Source organism: Paracoccus sp. MC1854 (assembly GCF_014164635.1).
In the GTDB taxonomy this organism is placed as follows: domain Bacteria; phylum Pseudomonadota; class Alphaproteobacteria; order Rhodobacterales; family Rhodobacteraceae; genus Paracoccus.
Genome location: NZ_JACJFU010000043.1, coordinates 1 through 16,071, shown reverse-complemented (window position 1 = coordinate 16,071; position 16,071 = coordinate 1). Strand labels below are relative to the sequence as shown.

Below are 16,071 nucleotides of genomic sequence, written 5' to 3'. Positions count from 1 at the left end.
TCAGCCTGCCGCAGGATCGCGATGATCTGAGCCTCAGTGTATCTGCTTGTCTTCATTCGAAATCTCCTCGTTCATCTTGCCGAGAAAATTCTACTTATGAAGCCCCTTACTTTCGGGGAGGATTACCGTCCGACAGTGATTTCTCAACAACAGTCCTGCCTTGCCGTTCCCATACCCCGAGATAAAGTCGATGACAAATTCAGTGACAAGCCAAGAATGAGGTAGAAGCACAAACTTCATTCGCATCGTAACACGTTGAAGTTGTCTGGATTTTGGCTCCGGCGGTAGGGATCGAACCTACGACCAATTGATTAACAGTCAACTGCTCTACCGCTGAGCTACGCCGGAACACGGGAGGGCATCTAGCACCCGCGTTCGGGGGCGTCCAGAGGCTTCGGGAAGAATTTTATCCGTTCGCCATCAGGCGATGCGCCAGACCGCACCTGCGGCAGGCGGGCCTTCGCAGAGGACCGCGCCCAGGTCCCACAAGGCCAGCAGATGGGCCAGCACGTTGCGCTCGGCGGCGGGCACCAGGGCGGGGGGGATGTCGTAGATGCGGGCGGCAAGGTCACGCGCGGTCTGCGGGCCAAGGCTCAGCGCGGCCATGATCTGGGCGCTGCGGGCGCGGCGGTGGGCGGCAAGCTCTGCAAGCCGCTGTAGGGGATTGGCCACCGGATCGCCGTGGGCAGGGTAGAGGATACGCGGGGCGAGCCGCCCCAGCAGATCCAGCGAGCGCAGGAAATCCACCAGGTCGCCTTCGGGGGGCGAGATCAGCGTCGTACTCCATCCCATCACCAGGTCGCCGCAGAAGATCGCGTCGTCCAGGCGGAAGCTCAGGTGGCTGCCGATGTGGCCGGGGGTGTGCAGGGCCTCGATGGTCCAGTCCGAGGATTGCAGGACCTCGCCATGGCGCAGGGTGATGTCGGGCTGGAAGGCCGTGTCGATGCCTTCGCCGCCTGCGACCAGCCCGGTCGCGGCCAAGCGTTCCATGGTCGGAGAGCGGCCGGCGATGGCAGGGCCGAAGGCAAAGACGGGCGCTCCGGTCGCCTGTGCCAGCCGCGCGACCCCGGCCGAGTGATCCAGATGCGCGTGGGTCAGCAGGATATGCGAGATCCGCCCTTCGGCCGTGTCGAGGATCGCCCGGATATGCGCCGGATCGTCGGGGCCGGGGTCGATGACGGCCACCTCCTCCTCGCCGATCAGGAAGCTGTTGGTCCCCGGTCCGGTCATGGCCGACGGGTTGGGGGCACGCAGCACCCGCACTTTCGCTGTCTCGCTCATCCCCCTAGGCTGGACCGGCGCCGGGCCGGACGCAAGCGAGGCAAGCATGGTTTCCAGTTGGCTCAAGCATCTTCTGCCGCGCGGCCTTTACGGACGAGCGGCGCTGATCCTGTTCCTGCCGGTGGTGGTCATCACGCTGGTTGTCACGGTCATGTTCCTGCAACGCCATTTCGAGGATGTGACGCAGCAGATGGTGGAAACCGCCGCGGCCGAGGTCGCGCTGGTCACCGACCGGGTGCTGTCTGCCCCCGACGGCCCACAGGCGCTGATCGCCGGGCAGGAGATCGCGGTGCCACTGGGCCTGACGCTGGAACTGCCCCCGCCTGGGGGCATCGAGGAGCGGCGCCGGTTCTACGACTTTTCGGGCCGGGTGGTGATCGCCGAGATGCACCGGCGCCTGCCTGCGGTCGAGGCTGTGGACCTGTGGGACCTGCGGCGGGTCAGGGTGCTGGTCGGCGGCCCCCGCCCCTTCCTGCTGGAACTGCCGCGGCGGCGGCTGACGCCTTCCAACCCGCACCAGTTGCTGGTGCTGATGGTGGCGACGTCGCTGCTGATGACGGCCATCGCCTCGGTCTTCCTGCGCAACCAGTTGCGGCCGATCCGGCGGCTGGCCGATGCGGCCGACGCCTACGGGCGGGGGCAGGTCAAGCCCTATCGCCCCGCTGGTGCGTCAGAGGTCCGGAGCGCCGGCCGCGCCTTTGTCGAGATGCGGGCACGGATCGAGCGGCAGAACGAGCAGCGCAGGATGATGCTGTCGGGGATCAGCCATGACTTGCGCACGCCGCTGACGCGCCTGCGGCTGGGGTTGTCGATGCTCGGCCCCGACCTGCCCCCGGAACGCGACGAGATCGCCGACATGGAACGCGACGTGGCCGAGATGGGGACGATGATCGACGCCTTCCTGGACCACGCGCGGACCGAGGCGCAGGACGGCGGACCCGAGACGGTGGCGATGCGCGATTTCCTGGACGGGATCGTGGGCGACGCGCAGCGCGGCGGCCAGCCGGTCAGGCTGACCCGCTTTGCTTCGGACAGCGCCGACGCCACCGCCGTCATCCGTCCGCAGGCACTGCGCCGCGCGGTCGGGAACCTGGTCGGCAACGCCGTGCGCTACGGCTCTCGGGCCGAGGTCGAGGCCGTCCTGACCTCGCGCAGCCTGCGCATCGCGGTCGAGGATGACGGCCCCGGCATCCCCCCCGAGCGGCGCGAGGAAGCGGTCCGGCCCTTCGTGCGGCTGGATGCGGCCCGCAACCAGGACCGGGGACAGGGGGCGGGGCTGGGGCTTGCCATCGCCGCCGACATCGCCCGCGCCCACGGGGGCGAATTGCGCCTGAGCGAGGCCCGGCTGGGCGGGCTCAGGGCCGAGATCGTGATTCCCCGCTGAGTCTCGTCCTTGTCGATAAAATGCCCCGAAAGTCGGAACGCAGCGTCCCCGGATGGGCCATTGCAGCAGAAGCCTGCGGTTCCTAGATATGTCCCAAGCAGGCCCGGCGCGCTGCCTGTTCTTTGGGGGCCGCCGGTCCGGGCACGAAAGGATACTTCATGAACGACACGACCCAGGCCACCTATCCGGTGCTTCCGCTGCGCGACATCGTGGTCTTCCCCCACATGATCGTGCCGCTGTTCGTGGGCCGCGAAAAATCGGTCCGCGCGCTGGAAGCCGTGATGGAAGCGGACCGTCCGATCCTTCTGGCTGCCCAGAAGGACGCCTCGGTGGACGAGCCGGAAACCGACGGCATCTTCACGACCGGCGTGCTGGCGAATGTGCTGCAACTGCTGAAGCTGCCCGATGGCACCGTGAAGGTGCTGGTCGAGGGGCAGAAGCGTGTGCGGATCACCGGATTCGTTGCCAACGAGGACTATTTCCAGGCCTCTGCCGAACCGTTGGCCGAGACCGAGGGCGACGCCGAAAGCGTCATCGCCCTGATCCGCACCGTTGCGGAAGAGTTCGAGCGTTACGTCAAGGTCCGCAAGAACATCCCCGAGGAAGCCGTCACCTCGGTTGCCGAGGCACGCGACGCCCACCGGCTGGCCGACCTCGTGTCGGGGCATCTCGGGATCGACGTGGCCCGCAAGCAGGAACTGCTGGAAACGCTGGACGTCGCCGAGCGGCTTGAGAAGGTCTATGGCCTGATGCAGGGCGAGATGTCGGTCCTGCAGGTCGAGAAGAAGATCAAGTCGCGCGTCAAGACCCAGATGGAGAAGACGCAGCGCGAATATTACCTCAACGAGCAGATGAAGGCGATCCAGCGCGAGCTGGGCGATGGCGACGAAGGCCAGAACGAACTCGCCGAGCTGGAAGAGAAGATCGAGAAGACCAAGTTCAGCAAGGAGGCGCGCGAAAAGGCGCAGGCCGAGCTGAAGAAGCTGAAGTCGATGTCGCCGATGTCGGCCGAGGCCACGGTCAGCCGCAACTATCTCGACTGGCTGCTGTCGCTGCCCTGGGGCGTCAAGTCGCGCACCAAGCGTGACCTTGCGGCCGCCGAACGGGTGCTGGACGCCGACCACTACGGCCTTGAAAAAGTCAAGGAACGGATCGTCGAGTATCTTGCCGTGCAGAACCGCTCGGACAAGCTGAAGGGCCCGATCCTCTGCCTCGTCGGCCCGCCCGGCGTCGGCAAGACCTCGCTCGGCCGTTCGGTGGCGAAGGCCACGGGGCGCGAGTTCATCCGCATCTCGCTTGGCGGCGTGCGCGACGAATCCGAGATCCGGGGCCACCGGCGGACCTATATCGGCTCGATGCCCGGCAAGATCATCCAGGCGCTGAAGAAGGCCAAGACCACGAACCCGCTGATCCTGCTCGACGAGATCGACAAGATGGGTCAGGACTTCCGTGGCGACCCGGCCTCGGCGATGCTGGAGGTGCTGGACCCAGAACAGAACGCGACTTTCGTGGACCACTATCTCGAGGTGGAATACGACCTGTCCAACGTGATGTTCCTGACCACGGCCAACAGCTACAACATGCCAGGGCCGCTCTTGGACCGGATGGAGATCATCCCGCTGGCCGGCTACACCGAGGACGAAAAGCGCGAGATCGCCCGCGGGCACCTGCTGCCCAAGCAGATCAAGGCGAACGGTCTGAGGAAGGGCGAGTTCTCGGTTTCCGACGAGGCGCTGACCCATGTGATCCGCTACTACACGCGGGAAGCCGGGGTGCGGTCGCTGGAGCGTGAAATCGCCAAGCTGGCCCGCAAGGCCGTGACCGAGATCCTCAAGGGCAAGGTCACGTCGGTCGAGGTCACACCCGAGAAGGCCGAGGAATACTTGGGCGTCCGCCGCCACCGCTACGGCTTGGCCGAGAAGGAGGATCAGGTCGGCGTGGTGACGGGTCTGGCCTATACCCAGGCGGGCGGCGATCTGCTGCAGATCGAGGCGCTGAAGCTGCCCGGCAAGGGCGTGATGAAGACGACCGGGAAACTGGGCGACGTGATGAAGGAATCGATCGACGCGGCCGCAAGCTTCGTCCGGTCGGTTGCGCCCGAACTGGGCATCAGCCCGCCCGAGTTCTCCAAGCGCGACATCCACGTCCACGTCCCGGAAGGCGCGACGCCCAAGGACGGGCCTTCGGCGGGTCTGGCCATGGTGACCTCGGTGGTGTCGGTGATGACCGGCATCCCGGTCCGCAAGGATATCGCCATGACCGGCGAGGTCACGCTGCGCGGCAACGCGCTGCCCATCGGCGGGCTGAAGGAAAAGCTTCTCGCGGCGCTTCGGGGCGGCATCAAGACGGTGCTGATCCCCGAGGAGAACGAGAAGGACTTGGCCGACATCCCGGCGAACGTGAAGGAGGGGCTGACGCTCATCCCCGTCTCGAATGTCCGCGAGGTGCTGCGCCACGCCTTGGTGCGGATGCCCGAGCCGGTGGAATGGGACGAGGCGGCTTACGAGGCCGCCGAGGTCAAGCGCCTTGCTGCCCTGCGCGCCGACCTTCCCCTGAGCGGCCCGACGGCACACTGACCCACTGCGAAAGCGGTGATGAAAATGCAGACACGCGCCCCGATCGGGCGCGTGTTTCCGTTTGCACGCTGCAGGAAAAGTTTATTCCATGCGGCTTCGGCTACTGCCGATCCGTTGTGGAACCCGTATCGCTCAACTATCTGTTCCGACCCTGATGGTTTGCCGCCGTGCAGCAGGTTCCGGGCTTATCCGCATTCGAGAATGCCGGAAGGACAGGTTCTGTCATGATCGCCGCAAGGTGACTTGCAAGAAAGCTCTCGTTCCGATCCCGCGCCGCAAGCTGGTGCTGTCCCCACCAGAGTCCTGCACAAGCGCGACAGCCCGGCCCATGTGGCGGTCGAGGTTCCCCCTCCCGCCCGGACCTGCGGCGTCATCAAGACGTGGCCGAACCGTGCCCCGAGGCTTGACCGACGGGGGCAAGGCCATGGCCCTGCCCTCTTTCCGCAAGGCACGGTCGAATTGCGGGAAAACGGCATACGCATCGAGGTTCCGGCGCGGCGTCGGGCACCGGCCGCGACCCCCGCAGAAAGGGCTTGCCGTTGATATTCGAGGGCGCTATCTAGCGCGGCACCGGGCGATTAGCTCAGCGGTAGAGCGCTTCGTTCACATCGAAGATGTCAGCGGTTCAAATCCGTTATCGCCCACCATCATTCAGGACCGTCCGCGCCAGCGCAGGCGGTCCTTTTCCTTGACCGATCTGCCTTGATCATGCCCCATTAGCGCCAACCGCGGCCTGCAGGGCATCCCTGTTCGGCGTCAGACCGGATTGCTGCAGGTCCGCCTTGCCATCCATCCCCCTGCATTCATCAAGTGCAGGCCCTTTACACCCTCATGCCAACGGTTCATTGAACCGGCAGCGGGGCGGTAGCTCAGCGGTAGAGCGACGGCTTTACACGCCGTTGGCCGGGGGTTCGATCCCCTCCCGCCCCACCAATTTTCCATTCTCCTGGACCCGGTCGAACTTCAGCCTGCCAGCGGCTTTCCGAAGATGACCGAGCCTGCACGCGGAAGATTTCCGGCGGCTTCACGTAGCCAGAACCGCAACATTGTCGCCTGTTGATCGCCCTGTGCCGAAACCTTCGCAAGCCGTTCCATAATCTGACAGAACCCCGACCAGCCTGTCATGCGCCCCACTGTCGCCATCAGGCCGACTGATGCTCAAGTCGGGACTTTCAGAGCCATCCCGGTCCAACCCCACGGCCCCGGCAAAGTGGAGCAACAGTCAGACCGGACAGCGTCCTGCAACCACACCGAAGGCAAGCTCCGCCCTTCCACGGGCAAGGCGGCGATGCTGCTGCGGCTGGCACAGCACATCGCCATCGGATCAGGCGGCGTCCCGCAGCCCCAGGATCGAGCGGGCCTGCTGCCAGGTCGCGACGGGGCGGCCGTGGCGCTCGCACAGACCGACCACCCGCCGGACCAGCGCCGCGTTGGACGGCGCAAGCCTGTCGCGATCCAGCCGGACGTTGTCCTCCATCCCCGTGCGGGTATGGCCGCCTTTCGCCACCGCCCATTCGTTGATCCGCAGCTGATCCGCCCCGATCCCCGCGGCGCACCATTGCGCGTCGGGGGCCAGGCGCTTCAGCGTCTCGATGTAGAAATCGAAGATCGGCTCGTCGGCGGGCATGGCGTTCTTCACCCCCATGACGAACTGGACGTAAAGCGGCCCCTTGAGCCGGCCATCCTGCGCCATCCGCGCCGCCTGCACGATATGGCTGAGGTCGAAAGCCTCGATCTCGGGCTTGATGTCATAGCGCAGCATCTCGGACGCGAGCCAGTCCACAAGGTCCGGCGGGTTCTCGTAGACGCGGGTGGGAAAGTTGTTCGAGCCGACCGACAGCGACGCCATGTCGGGCCGCAGCGGCAACATGCCGCCGCGAGACTGTCCGGCACCCGACCGACCGCCGGTCGAAAGCTGGACGATCAGGCCGGGGCAGTGCTGTTCCAGCCCCTCCTTCAGCCGGGCGAAACGCTCGGGGTCCGAGGTCGGCTTTCCGTCATCGTCGCGGACGTGGCAATGGGCGATGGTGGCGCCGGCCTCGAAGGCCTCATGCGTGGATTCGATCTGTTCGGCGATGGTGATCGGCACCGCCGGGTTGTTCTCCTTGGTGGGCAGGCTGCCGGTGATCGCCACGCAGATGATGCAGGGATTGTCGGCCGGTGTGGTGGTCTGGGTCATGGTTTCCGTTCCCCTTGTCCGATGTGTCGTCATGCTCGCTTCACCCGGGCCGCCAGCGCGGAAAGACCGACGGCGGCGATCCCCACGACAACGCCCCAGAAGGCCGAACCGATGCCCATCACCGACACGCTCGAGCTGGTCACCATGAAGGCGAGAAGCCCCGCCTGCCGGTCGGCCGGGCTGCCCTCGGGGGACAGCGTTCGAAGGCTTTTCATGATGGCTCCCAGCAGGGCAAGGCCCGCCAGCAGCGCGATCACCGCCACCGGCAGATGCTTCAGCAACTGCGCGATGGTTCCGGCAAGCAGTCTGTCCAGCAGGAAGAACGCCCCGCAGGCGCCCCCCGCGGCATAGCGGTGCCCATGTCCGGGTGGGCGTCGTGGTGATCCCCCCAACAGCCCCGAGGGCAGCAAGGCCAGCGCCCAGAGCGCGACCACCGGGCGCGCGGCGACATCATAGCCGTTGGCCCGCAGGATCGCCGTGCCGGGCAGAAACTGGCCCATCAGGGTGGTCAGGATGAGGGGCAGCGCAAGTCCCGCCAGCGCCGGGGCCGAGAATCTGGGCTAGGTCAGCGCGGGCCGGGCCAGCGTGGCGCGGACATCGCCCATGGGCACGCCCTTGATCAGCCAGGCCAGCAGCAGGCCGACCGCCAGCATGACGACCACCGCACAGCGCGGCAGCAGCACGGAAAAGACCAGGCAGGTGACGACCAGCACCGCAAAGATCAGCGGCGCGGTCCCGATCGCGCCCATCGCCGACGGGGCGAAGCCGAACAGGATGCCGGCCATCATGCCCTTGGCGGCGGGTTTCGGGATCGCCGCCACGAACCGGTCGAAAAGTCCTGTGATCCGGAAGCGCAGGCTCATGTGTCGGAACATTGGATCAGCCCTTTGCCGGGAACAGGCCCGCCGGGCGCAGGATCAGCACCGCGGCCAGAAGCCCGTAGATGAGGATCGAGGCGAGTTGCGGGAACAGCACCGCGCCGAAGGTCTGCACGACCCCGTAGATAAGCGGCCCCGCGATCGCGCCTTTCAGGCTGCCGAGCCTTCCGATAACGATCACGATCAGCGTCGGGATCAGGATTTTCAGCCCCATGTCGGGCGTCACCGACAGCAGCGGCGCCGCGCCCGCCAGCCCGGCCAGCGCGCAGCTGTCGCAGCTGTCGCAGAAGCACATCTGTCCCACGTCGATGCCCATGCAGGCGGCCATTGAATCGTTGTTCACACCCGCGCGGATCATCTCGATGATCTGGGCGCGGCCCAAGACCAGCGCCAGCGCCCCCATATCGCCAGCCACAGCGTGATCACGAACACGCGGCAGGTCGGGTATTCGACGCCAAGGATCGTAAGCCGCCCGTCCAGCACGGCCGGGATCGCGGCGGACAAGGCATACGAGCCCTAGCTGATGCGCGTCAGATCCAGCACGACGAAGATCAGGCCGAAGGTCACCAGCACCTGCGCCCTCAGCCCCACCCGTCGCATTTTGCGGATGAAGACCAGATACAGCACCTCGCCCGGCGCCGTGACCGCCAGCGGCGCGACCACCAGCCCGCCCCAGAAGCCGATCGCGGCCTTGCGGTCGCCGCCGCATAGGCGCCCAGCGCGCAAAGCCAGCCATGCGCCAGATTGACGAGGTGCATCAGCCGGAAGATCACCGTCAGGCCAACCGACATCAGAAACATCAGCATGGGAAGCTGAAGCGCGATCAGCCTCCTCAGCACCCGGAGGCCGAGATCGGCCTGCATGGCGTATCCTCCCCAAGTGGAAAGGCCCTGCCTTGAAGCGTTTGCTTCAGGCAGGCCACCGGATCAGTTCATCAGCGCCATCTGGCAGCCGTTGGCCGGGTCGGCCGCGGCGGGCAGTTCCGCCAGCACCTTTTGGGTCTGCGCACCGCCTTCGCACGCGACCATCTTACAGACATAGATCGGCTGGACGATGTTGTTGGTGGCAGGGTCGATCGCGGTCGCGCCGCGGGGTCCGTCGAAGCTCGTCTTCTGCAGCGCAGCGCCCAGAGATTCGCGGTCGGTCGCACCGGATTTCACGGCCTCGGTCAGCGCACTGGTGGCGTCATAGCAGTGGACCGCGTATTCCGAGGGCGGGTGCCCGGCCTTGGCCTTGAAGGCCTCGGCGAACTGCCTGTTGACCTCGTTCCCAAGGGTGGAGACATAATGCAGCGCCGTCACCACGCCCTCGGCCGCAGGCCCCTGTGCGTCCACGTAGAGCAGCGAAGTCAGGAAGCCCGCGCCATGCAGCGGCAGCGCCTCCTTCATCCCGAAGCTGTCATATTGCTCGACGAAGGAAATTGCCTTGCCGCCCGCATTGAAGGCATGGACGGCCTGCGCGCCGCTGGATTTCGCTTTGGCGAGATAGGGCCGAAGTTCTGGCTCTTCTGGAAGGGCGTGAACCCCTACCCCACGATCTCGCCGCCCGCCGCCGTTAAGGCGTTGCCAAGCGCCGCGATCATCTGCTGGCCCGCGGCATTGTGGGAGGCGACGGTGAAGACCTTGGTGATGCCCTGATCGACAAAGTATTGCCCCCACCTCGTCGCGGTGGGGCGAGCGGTGCACGACCAGCACCTCGGCCCTTTCGGCGGCGGCGCGTTCTGCCACCCGTGCGCCGATGCCCTGCGCGGCGCCGGTCACGACCATCACCTTGCCGGCAAAACGCCTGCTCATTCGGCAGCCTCGGTGAGGGCCTCGATCGGATTGAACTTCTCGTAATGGAAGCTGACGGGGGTCAAGCCCGCGCCATTCAGGTGCTGGCGCACGGCTTTCACCATCGGTGGCGGGCCGCAGAGATACACGTCCAAGTCGCCGCCGTTCAGGTCGCTCTCTGACAAGTTGGTCGGTAACGAAGCCCTTGCGGCCGTGGGCGTCATCGGCCGCGGCGAGGATGGTGACGACGTTCACATTGCCAATCCGGTTCGCCAGGTCCATGACCCTGCCTGGCGTGAGGCGGGCCGTCCTTCTGCAAGCGTCTTTCCTGCAATGTGGCGCGTGAACCACTTGCTTCAACATTGCGTTGCGGCTGCACAAGCTCTCAGCCGCGCGGTGCCGATGTGATCCTGCCCCTTCCAACACCCGGCGCCGAGCCGTCGCCCCAGCCTCAGCAGACCGATGTCCTGCGCCTTGCCGCGGGACTGGTGATCGCGGCCATCCTGATCGCGGCCCTTTACTTCGGGCAGGTGGTTCTGATCCCGCTGGCCGTCGCCTTTCTCATCAGCTTCGTGCTGGGACCGCTGGTGCAGTGGCTGGTTCGCCACGGGCTGTCGCGCATCCTTGCGGTCGCGCTGGCCATGGGGCTGGTGCTGTCGGTGCTGGGCGCGCTGGGCACCGTGGTCGCGGTGCAGGTGCGCTCGCTCAGCGCCGAACTGCCGACCTATCAGTCCACCATCCGCGCCAAGATCAAGGACCTGGGCGCGCAGATGGAAGGGCCGGGCTTCCTGGAAGGCGCGCTGCAGACCGTGGACACCGTCCAGCAGGAAGTGGCCGAGGTCGTCGGAGACGGCGAAGAGAACGACATTGCGCCCCAGCGGGTCCGCGTCATCGCCGAGCCGGTCTCGCCCTTCGCGACCGCGATGCTGTGGCTGTCGCCGCTGCTTGCGCCGGTCGCCACGGCGGGCATCGTGCTGGTCTTCGTGGTGCTGATCCTGCTCGACCAAGGCGACCTGCGCGACCGGCTGCTGCGGATGCTGGGCGGCAACATCTACCGCTCTACCGACGCGCTGGAGGAAGCCAGCAAGCGCATCTCGAAATACCTGCTGATGCAGCTTGTGGTGAACGTCACCTATGCGATCCCGATGGCGCTGGGACTTTGGGCAATCGGCGTGCCGGGCTGGATCCTGTGGGGGACGCTGGCCGCCGTGATGCGCTTCATCCCCTATGTCGGGCCGATCCTGTCGGCGGTGTTTCCGCTCAGCCTCGCCTTTGCGGTCGATCCGGGCTGGAACATGGTGCTGATGACGGCCGGGCTGATCCTCGTGCTGGAACTGGTGTCGAACAACATCATCGAGCCGCTGCTTTACGGCACCAGCACGGGGCTGTCGGTCCTGTCGCTGATCGCCGCCGCGACTTTCTGGACCGCGATCTGGGGACCGATCGGGCTGGTCCTGTCCACGCCGCTGACCGTCTGCCTGCTGGTCGTGGGCCGCTATATCCCGCAGTTGTCCATCCTGGAAACGCTGCTCGGGTCCAGTCCCGCGCTCAGTCGCGAGACGCGCATCTACCAGCGCCTCATCGCCAACGACCCCGACGACGCCATCGACATCGCCGAGGACGTGATCGAGGAGGAATCCGTGACCGAGTTCTACAACGACGAGGGCATGGAGGTGCTGCGGCAGGCCAGCCTCGACTATATCAACAACGCCCGCGCCGAGCACCGCTTGCGGATCGCGAACGGCATGGACGAACTGCTGGAACATATCCGCGACGAACGTCCCGCCGACCTGCCGGAAGGCGCGGCCCCCCGCGTCGCCTGCATCGCCGGCAAGTGGGAGATCGACCGTCAGGCCTGCGAGATGCTGGCCCACAGCCTGCAGCTTGACGGGCTGCCAACGGTGGTGCGGGCCTCTGGCAGCGTCACCTCGCGCTATGTCGCGGGGCTTGATCTTGAAGGGGTGCAGGTCGTCCTGCTGAGCTTCTTCAGCCGCGAGCCGGACGCCGCCGCCCGGAACCTCACCCGCCGCATCCGCGCCCGCTGGCCAGAGGTCAAGGTCGTGCTCGGTCTCTGGGGTGTGCCGGCCGACGCCCTTGACAAGCAGCGGCGCGAGGCCCTGGGCGCCGATGCGGTGGTGGCCTCGATCAAGGAGGCCGTGGGGCGCATCGCCCTCTTGGCAAAGGACACGGCGGGTGCCGGGGTCGAGGTCGTGCAGGACCCGCAGGCGGCCACGCTGCGGAACGAGACCCTTCGGGGCGTGAAGCTCGAGGACCCCGATCTGCGCGAGGACCTGAACGACTACGCGCTCCGGGCGGCCGATGTGTTCGACATGAAGACCGCGGTGATCGTCGCCCTCGAAGGCGACCATGAACTGGTGATCGGCGCGAGCCGCGACCTGCCCGGCGCGCGGACGACCGACGGGCGGGACCTGATCCTGCTGCCCGCAGGCGCGCCCCTGTCGGCGCAGCTTCTGGCCGATGCCGGGCCGCTGATGGTGCCCGACATCGAGCGCGACCCCAACCTGTCGGAAAACCAGATCCTGCACCGCTGGTCCGCGCGGGCGCTGGCCGCCGCACCGGTGCGGCAGGCCGACGGCGTTGTGCTGGGCGCCTTGTGCCTGATCCACGACGAGGTGCGGGAACTGGACGACGAGGAACTGCGGCTGCTGGAAACGCTTGCGGCCGAGGTGGCCGAGCGGCTGACCGGCGAGGAAGCCGCGCCGATCAGCGAGCCGCAGAAGCCCGCCGTTTCCGCCACGATCGGCCAGAAGGTGCCGGAATGACGGCGCAGGCCTGACCATGGGGCCGGACTGCTGCGCCGCCCTGCGACAGAAGCCGCGCCCGCTGACCTGCCCTGTCCGCCATGTGCTGGACTTCGATCCGGTACCGGATGATGCAGCCACAAACCCCGCTTTCAAGCGATCCGTTGAAAAAGGCATCTCCCCATGCAGACCAGACCGCGTATCCTCATCATCGCCACCTCTGCCGCCACCATGACCGGCAGCGACAAGCCCACGGGCCTCTGGCTTGAGGAACTGACGACGCCCTTCTACGCCTTTCTCGATGCGGGCGCCGAGGTGACGCTTGCCTCTATCGCGGGCGGCAAGGTGCCGGTGGACCCGAGCAGCATGAAGCCCGCTGGCGAGAATGACGCCTCGGTCGAACGCGCCCTGGATGACCCCGGGTTCCAATCCCTCATCGCCGATACGCCGCGGTTCGATACGCTGGACACCTCTGGCTTCGACGCCATCGTCCTGCCGGGCGGCCACGGGACGATGTTCGACTATCCCGACAGCGAGGCGCTGGCGAAGCTGGTGGCCGACTTCGATGGGGCCGGCAAGGTCGTCGCCGCTGTCTGCCACGGTCCTGCCGGGCTGGTGGGCGCCCGCCGCGCGGATGGCACGCCCGTCGTCGCCGGCCGCCGCGTGGCCGCCTTTACCGACAGCGAAGAGCGGGCGGTGGGCCTTGAGGATGCCGTCCCGTTCCTGCTGACGACGCGGCTGAAGGAACTGGGCGCCAGGATCGAAGCCGGCCCGGATTTCGAGCCCTTCGCCATCCGCGACGGCAACCTGGTCACCGGCCAGAACCCCGCCTCGGCCGAGCCGGTCGCAAGGCTGGTCCTCGATGCGATCGACGGGGCGAAGCGGACCTGACGATCAGGTGGACCGATCCGGCCCGCGGCGCCGACAGAACAGGCTGCCGCTCGGCGATGTCCCTCCTGCCAAGGCATGGTCAGGACCATGCGCGCCATCTTGTCGGCGAGTGCTGCGGCGTCCAGCATCCTTGGCTGCGCCCACGCACGCGCCAGCCGCGAGCCGGCTCGTCCGTCATCAAGCCCGTCTTCCTGGCGGGTCCGCTTTCCGCAGCGCAATTCCCGGATTCCTGACGCGTTCAGTCATGGGGGACTCCTGACGGGTCTGTGGCGGCGCAACTATTCTGGGCGCCCTGAATTGTTCCCGCCCCCGACGAAGGCTGCAGTGCGCTTGCCGGTCCTCCTGGCGGGCGTGTCAGGGGTTCAGCCGTCCGGCGTGGTCAGCAGCTTCTCGACCCGACCGCGCAGATGGGCAGGCTGGCCGGGGATTTGCAGCCTTTCGCCCGGATGGGACACATCCTCGTCGCGGGCAAAGCCCGGCTCGCTGGTCGCGATCTCGAACGGGGCGCCGCCGGGGGAGTGCGGAAGCAGATCGCTGATGAGACCGCCTCCCCTTTGTGGATCCTTGCAGATCCATCTTGGCACAGCGATGCCGTCGGGGGGCGGTCACATCCTGTGTGGGTCGCCCCGGGTTTAGCGAGCTGTCGCCTCAGCCGGAATGATACGAACGAATGCGTCCATGTGTCAGGCCTTTTCTCGGGGCGCATGGCCCTTGGCCGGTATGGGATCCGCGGGTCAGGATCAAAACATCAGACCGAGCTCGAAGCTCTCCATGTGACACTGATTTTCCCAGCCCTGATCCGTTCGATCGATGTCATACAAGCTTCAGCTTCTGCCGCACTTTCGAGGTGGGGCTTCTGGTTCCTCATCAATGCGCCAGAAGCGGTCCCCCTCGAAACTCGTCATCCTTCGTGATCATGGCCCACAGCATGCGGGCCATCTTGTTCGCCGGTGCAATTGCCGCCAGCATTCTCGGCTTCCGGGCGAGGATACGGCCCAGCCAGGAGTTCTCCGCCCGTGGCCGAGCCTTGGCTCCGGAAATCACCGCCATCGCGCCGATGATCAGCAGGCGCCGGATGTCGCGCTGGCCGGACTTGCTCGTGCGCCCGAGCCTTTGCTTGCTGCCGCTGGAGTGCTGTCTGGACACAAGCCCCAACCAGGCCGGGAAGTCGCGCCCTCGACGGAAACTCTCCATCGGCGGGGCAAAGGCAGCCAGCGCCATCGAGATGACGGGGCCGACACCCGGCATCGTCTGCAGGCGCGCAGAGAACCGCGAGCGCCGACTGGCCGCCGCGATCTCTGCCTCAAGTTCCGCGATGCGCCGGGACAGGTCATCGATCTGGGCAAAGCAGATCTGCGCCATGTGATGAACGGCGACAGGGAGATCCGTGGCTTCCTCGTCCCGCTCCAAGGCCGACCGCAGCGGGTCGACATTCTCTCGCCCTTTGCCAGTGACGAGCCCGAACTCGGCGAGATGGCCGCGCAGGGCATTGATCGTCTGCGTCCGCTGCCCGACCAGCAGATCCCGCAATCTGAAGATCATGCCCAGTCCCTGCTGCTCCGGCGTCTTCACCTCGACAAAGCGCATCGTCGGCCGACTGGCGGCCTCCGTGATCGCCTCGGCGTCCGCCATGTCGTTCTTCCGATTCTTCACATACGGCTTGACGAACTTCGGCGCGATCAGGCGCACCTCGTGCCCCAGACCCATCAAGGTTCGTGCCCAGTGATGGGCCGTGGCGCATGCTTCCATCGCCACGCAGCACCCGGGCTGCACCCGCATGAAGGCGACAAACTGCTTGCGCGACAGCTTCTTGCGGAACACGACCTCGCCCTCGGCCGTGGCACCGTGCAGCTGAAAGACGTGCTTGGCCAGGTCGACGCCGATGATCGATGCTTCCTTCATAGCCATACCCCCCTGATCCGTCCGGACCACAGTGGCACAAGTGCCGTCAGAAGGGGCTACCCAACCCATCATCAAAGCCGCAGACGGCCAGCGTCAGCTTGACGTGGTAAGTTCGTCAGCCATGCTCAAGCACCAGAATTCGCGCCAGACGACTGATCAACCGAGTGGTCAATCACGCAGGTGGTTGAATTCACCTGTACTCCAGCCTCCATCCCGTCACCGGAAGCTCTGCAACAAATTCTGAATCTTTAAATTCTGAATCTTTCTCTCCAGACCAAACAAACAGCATGACTATAAAATTCTTTATAAAAAATCATGTTATACGCGCAAAGCTAAAATGTCACCGCTGAGCAAAGCAGGAATGTCACTCTCCCCCGGTTGAAGCATGATCCTCGGGGGACGAACATGGGATGGCTGGTGATGAGCGAACGCGAGCTGAACCGGAT

General features: G+C 66.0%; 12 protein-coding genes, 3 tRNA genes and 3 pseudogenes. 7 read left to right on the top strand and 11 right to left on the bottom strand.

Annotated features, from left to right (window positions below):
• Window positions 1–273 precede the first annotated feature (273 nt).
• Both H5395_RS16205 and H5395_RS16200 read right to left on the bottom strand, forming a co-directional pair.
• Window positions 274–348, bottom strand: a tRNA-Asn gene (locus H5395_RS16205).
• Between the two features lie 72 nt (window positions 349–420).
• Window positions 421–1,281, bottom strand: coding sequence for an MBL fold metallo-hydrolase (locus H5395_RS16200; protein ID WP_182793583.1), 861 nt, complete (start codon window positions 1,279–1,281; stop codon window positions 421–423).
• A gap of 46 nt (window positions 1,282–1,327) precedes the next feature.
• On the opposite strand from H5395_RS16200, the gene H5395_RS16195 reads away from it, so the two are divergent.
• The 4 genes from H5395_RS16195 (at window position 1,328) to H5395_RS16180 (ending at window position 6,174) form a co-directional block, all read left to right on the top strand.
• Complete coding sequence (locus H5395_RS16195; RefSeq protein WP_182793582.1) at window positions 1,328–2,665, top strand: ATP-binding protein; 1,338 nt, start codon at window positions 1,328–1,330, stop codon at window positions 2,663–2,665.
• A gap of 158 nt (window positions 2,666–2,823) precedes the next feature.
• Complete coding sequence (lon, locus tag H5395_RS16190; protein WP_182793581.1) at window positions 2,824–5,241, top strand: endopeptidase La; 2,418 nt, start codon at window positions 2,824–2,826, stop codon at window positions 5,239–5,241.
• 572 nt (window positions 5,242–5,813) lie between these two features.
• Window positions 5,814–5,888 (top strand) — tRNA-Val (locus H5395_RS16185).
• A gap of 211 nt (window positions 5,889–6,099) precedes the next feature.
• Window positions 6,100–6,174 (top strand) — tRNA-Val (locus H5395_RS16180).
• Between the two features lie 391 nt (window positions 6,175–6,565).
• On the opposite strand, the gene H5395_RS16175 is transcribed toward H5395_RS16180, so the two are convergent.
• From H5395_RS16175 to H5395_RS19120, 4 genes and pseudogenes are all read right to left on the bottom strand, one after another.
• A complete protein-coding gene (locus H5395_RS16175; protein WP_182793580.1) occupies window positions 6,566–7,420 on the bottom strand; it encodes a 3-keto-5-aminohexanoate cleavage protein in 855 nt (284 codons plus the stop codon).
• A 29-nt stretch (window positions 7,421–7,449) separates the two neighbouring features.
• Window positions 7,450–8,283: pseudogene (locus H5395_RS19130) on the bottom strand (benzoate/H(+) symporter BenE family transporter).
• Between the two features lie 16 nt (window positions 8,284–8,299).
• Complete coding sequence (locus H5395_RS19125; protein ID WP_370576488.1) at window positions 8,300–8,713, bottom strand: hypothetical protein; 414 nt, start codon at window positions 8,711–8,713, stop codon at window positions 8,300–8,302.
• Between the two features lie 101 nt (window positions 8,714–8,814).
• On the bottom strand, window positions 8,815–9,024 hold the full coding sequence (locus tag H5395_RS19120; protein WP_234450912.1) for a hypothetical protein: 210 nt from the start codon (window positions 9,022–9,024) through the stop codon (window positions 8,815–8,817).
• An 8-nt stretch (window positions 9,025–9,032) separates the two neighbouring features.
• On the opposite strand from H5395_RS19120, the gene H5395_RS19115 reads away from it, so the two are divergent.
• Entirely contained in the window at window positions 9,033–9,197 is a 165-nt protein-coding gene (locus H5395_RS19115; protein ID WP_255440757.1) for a hypothetical protein, read from the top strand.
• Window positions 9,198–9,224: 27 nt separating this feature from the next.
• On the opposite strand, the pseudogene H5395_RS16155 reads toward H5395_RS19115, so the two are convergent.
• The 3 genes and pseudogenes from H5395_RS16155 to H5395_RS16150 all read right to left on the bottom strand — a co-directional run.
• Window positions 9,225–9,746 (bottom strand): annotated as a pseudogene (locus H5395_RS16155) (ABC transporter substrate-binding protein); the annotation flags it as partial.
• Window positions 9,747–9,823: 77 nt separating this feature from the next.
• Window positions 9,824–9,931: pseudogene (locus H5395_RS19110) on the bottom strand (hypothetical protein); the annotation flags it as partial.
• 156 nt (window positions 9,932–10,087) lie between these two features.
• Window positions 10,088–10,255 (bottom strand): hypothetical protein, encoded by a 168-nt coding sequence (locus H5395_RS16150; protein WP_182793578.1) that lies wholly within the window; start codon window positions 10,253–10,255, stop codon window positions 10,088–10,090.
• A gap of 219 nt (window positions 10,256–10,474) precedes the next feature.
• Here H5395_RS16150 and H5395_RS16145 point away from each other — a divergent pair, with 219 nt between their 5' ends.
• Together H5395_RS16145 and H5395_RS16140 are read left to right on the top strand one after the other, a co-directional pair.
• On the top strand, window positions 10,475–12,853 hold the full coding sequence (locus H5395_RS16145) for an AI-2E family transporter (protein ID WP_182793577.1): 2,379 nt from the start codon (window positions 10,475–10,477) through the stop codon (window positions 12,851–12,853).
• A gap of 162 nt (window positions 12,854–13,015) precedes the next feature.
• Window positions 13,016–13,723 (top strand): type 1 glutamine amidotransferase domain-containing protein, encoded by a 708-nt coding sequence (locus H5395_RS16140; RefSeq protein WP_182793576.1) that lies wholly within the window; start codon window positions 13,016–13,018, stop codon window positions 13,721–13,723.
• 362 nt (window positions 13,724–14,085) lie between these two features.
• On the opposite strand, the gene H5395_RS16135 is transcribed toward H5395_RS16140, so the two are convergent.
• A complete protein-coding gene (locus H5395_RS16135; RefSeq protein ID WP_182793575.1) occupies window positions 14,086–14,307 on the bottom strand; it encodes a hypothetical protein in 222 nt (73 codons plus the stop codon).
• A 283-nt stretch (window positions 14,308–14,590) separates the two neighbouring features.
• Window positions 14,591–15,625, bottom strand: coding sequence for an IS110 family transposase (locus tag H5395_RS16130; RefSeq protein ID WP_182793574.1), 1,035 nt, complete (start codon window positions 15,623–15,625; stop codon window positions 14,591–14,593).
• Window positions 15,626–16,071 lie beyond the last annotated feature (446 nt).

Excerpts from the sequence above, each read along its gene's own strand:
- H5395_RS16200 (WP_182793583.1), bottom strand. The coding sequence starts at position 1,281 with ATGAGCGAGACAGCGAAAGTGCGGGTGCTGCGTGCCCCCAACCCGTCG.
- H5395_RS16195 (WP_182793582.1), top strand. The coding sequence starts at position 1,328 with ATGGTTTCCAGTTGGCTCAAGCATCTTCTGCCGCGCGGCCTTTACGGA.
- lon (WP_182793581.1), top strand. The coding sequence starts at position 2,824 with ATGAACGACACGACCCAGGCCACCTATCCGGTGCTTCCGCTGCGCGAC.
- H5395_RS16175 (WP_182793580.1), bottom strand. The coding sequence starts at position 7,420 with ATGACCCAGACCACCACACCGGCCGACAATCCCTGCATCATCTGCGTG.
- H5395_RS19115 (WP_255440757.1), top strand. The coding sequence starts at position 9,033 with ATGCGCCAGATTGACGAGGTGCATCAGCCGGAAGATCACCGTCAGGCC.
- H5395_RS16140 (WP_182793576.1), top strand. The coding sequence starts at position 13,016 with ATGCAGACCAGACCGCGTATCCTCATCATCGCCACCTCTGCCGCCACC.
- H5395_RS16130 (WP_182793574.1), bottom strand. The coding sequence starts at position 15,625 with ATGAAGGAAGCATCGATCATCGGCGTCGACCTGGCCAAGCACGTCTTT.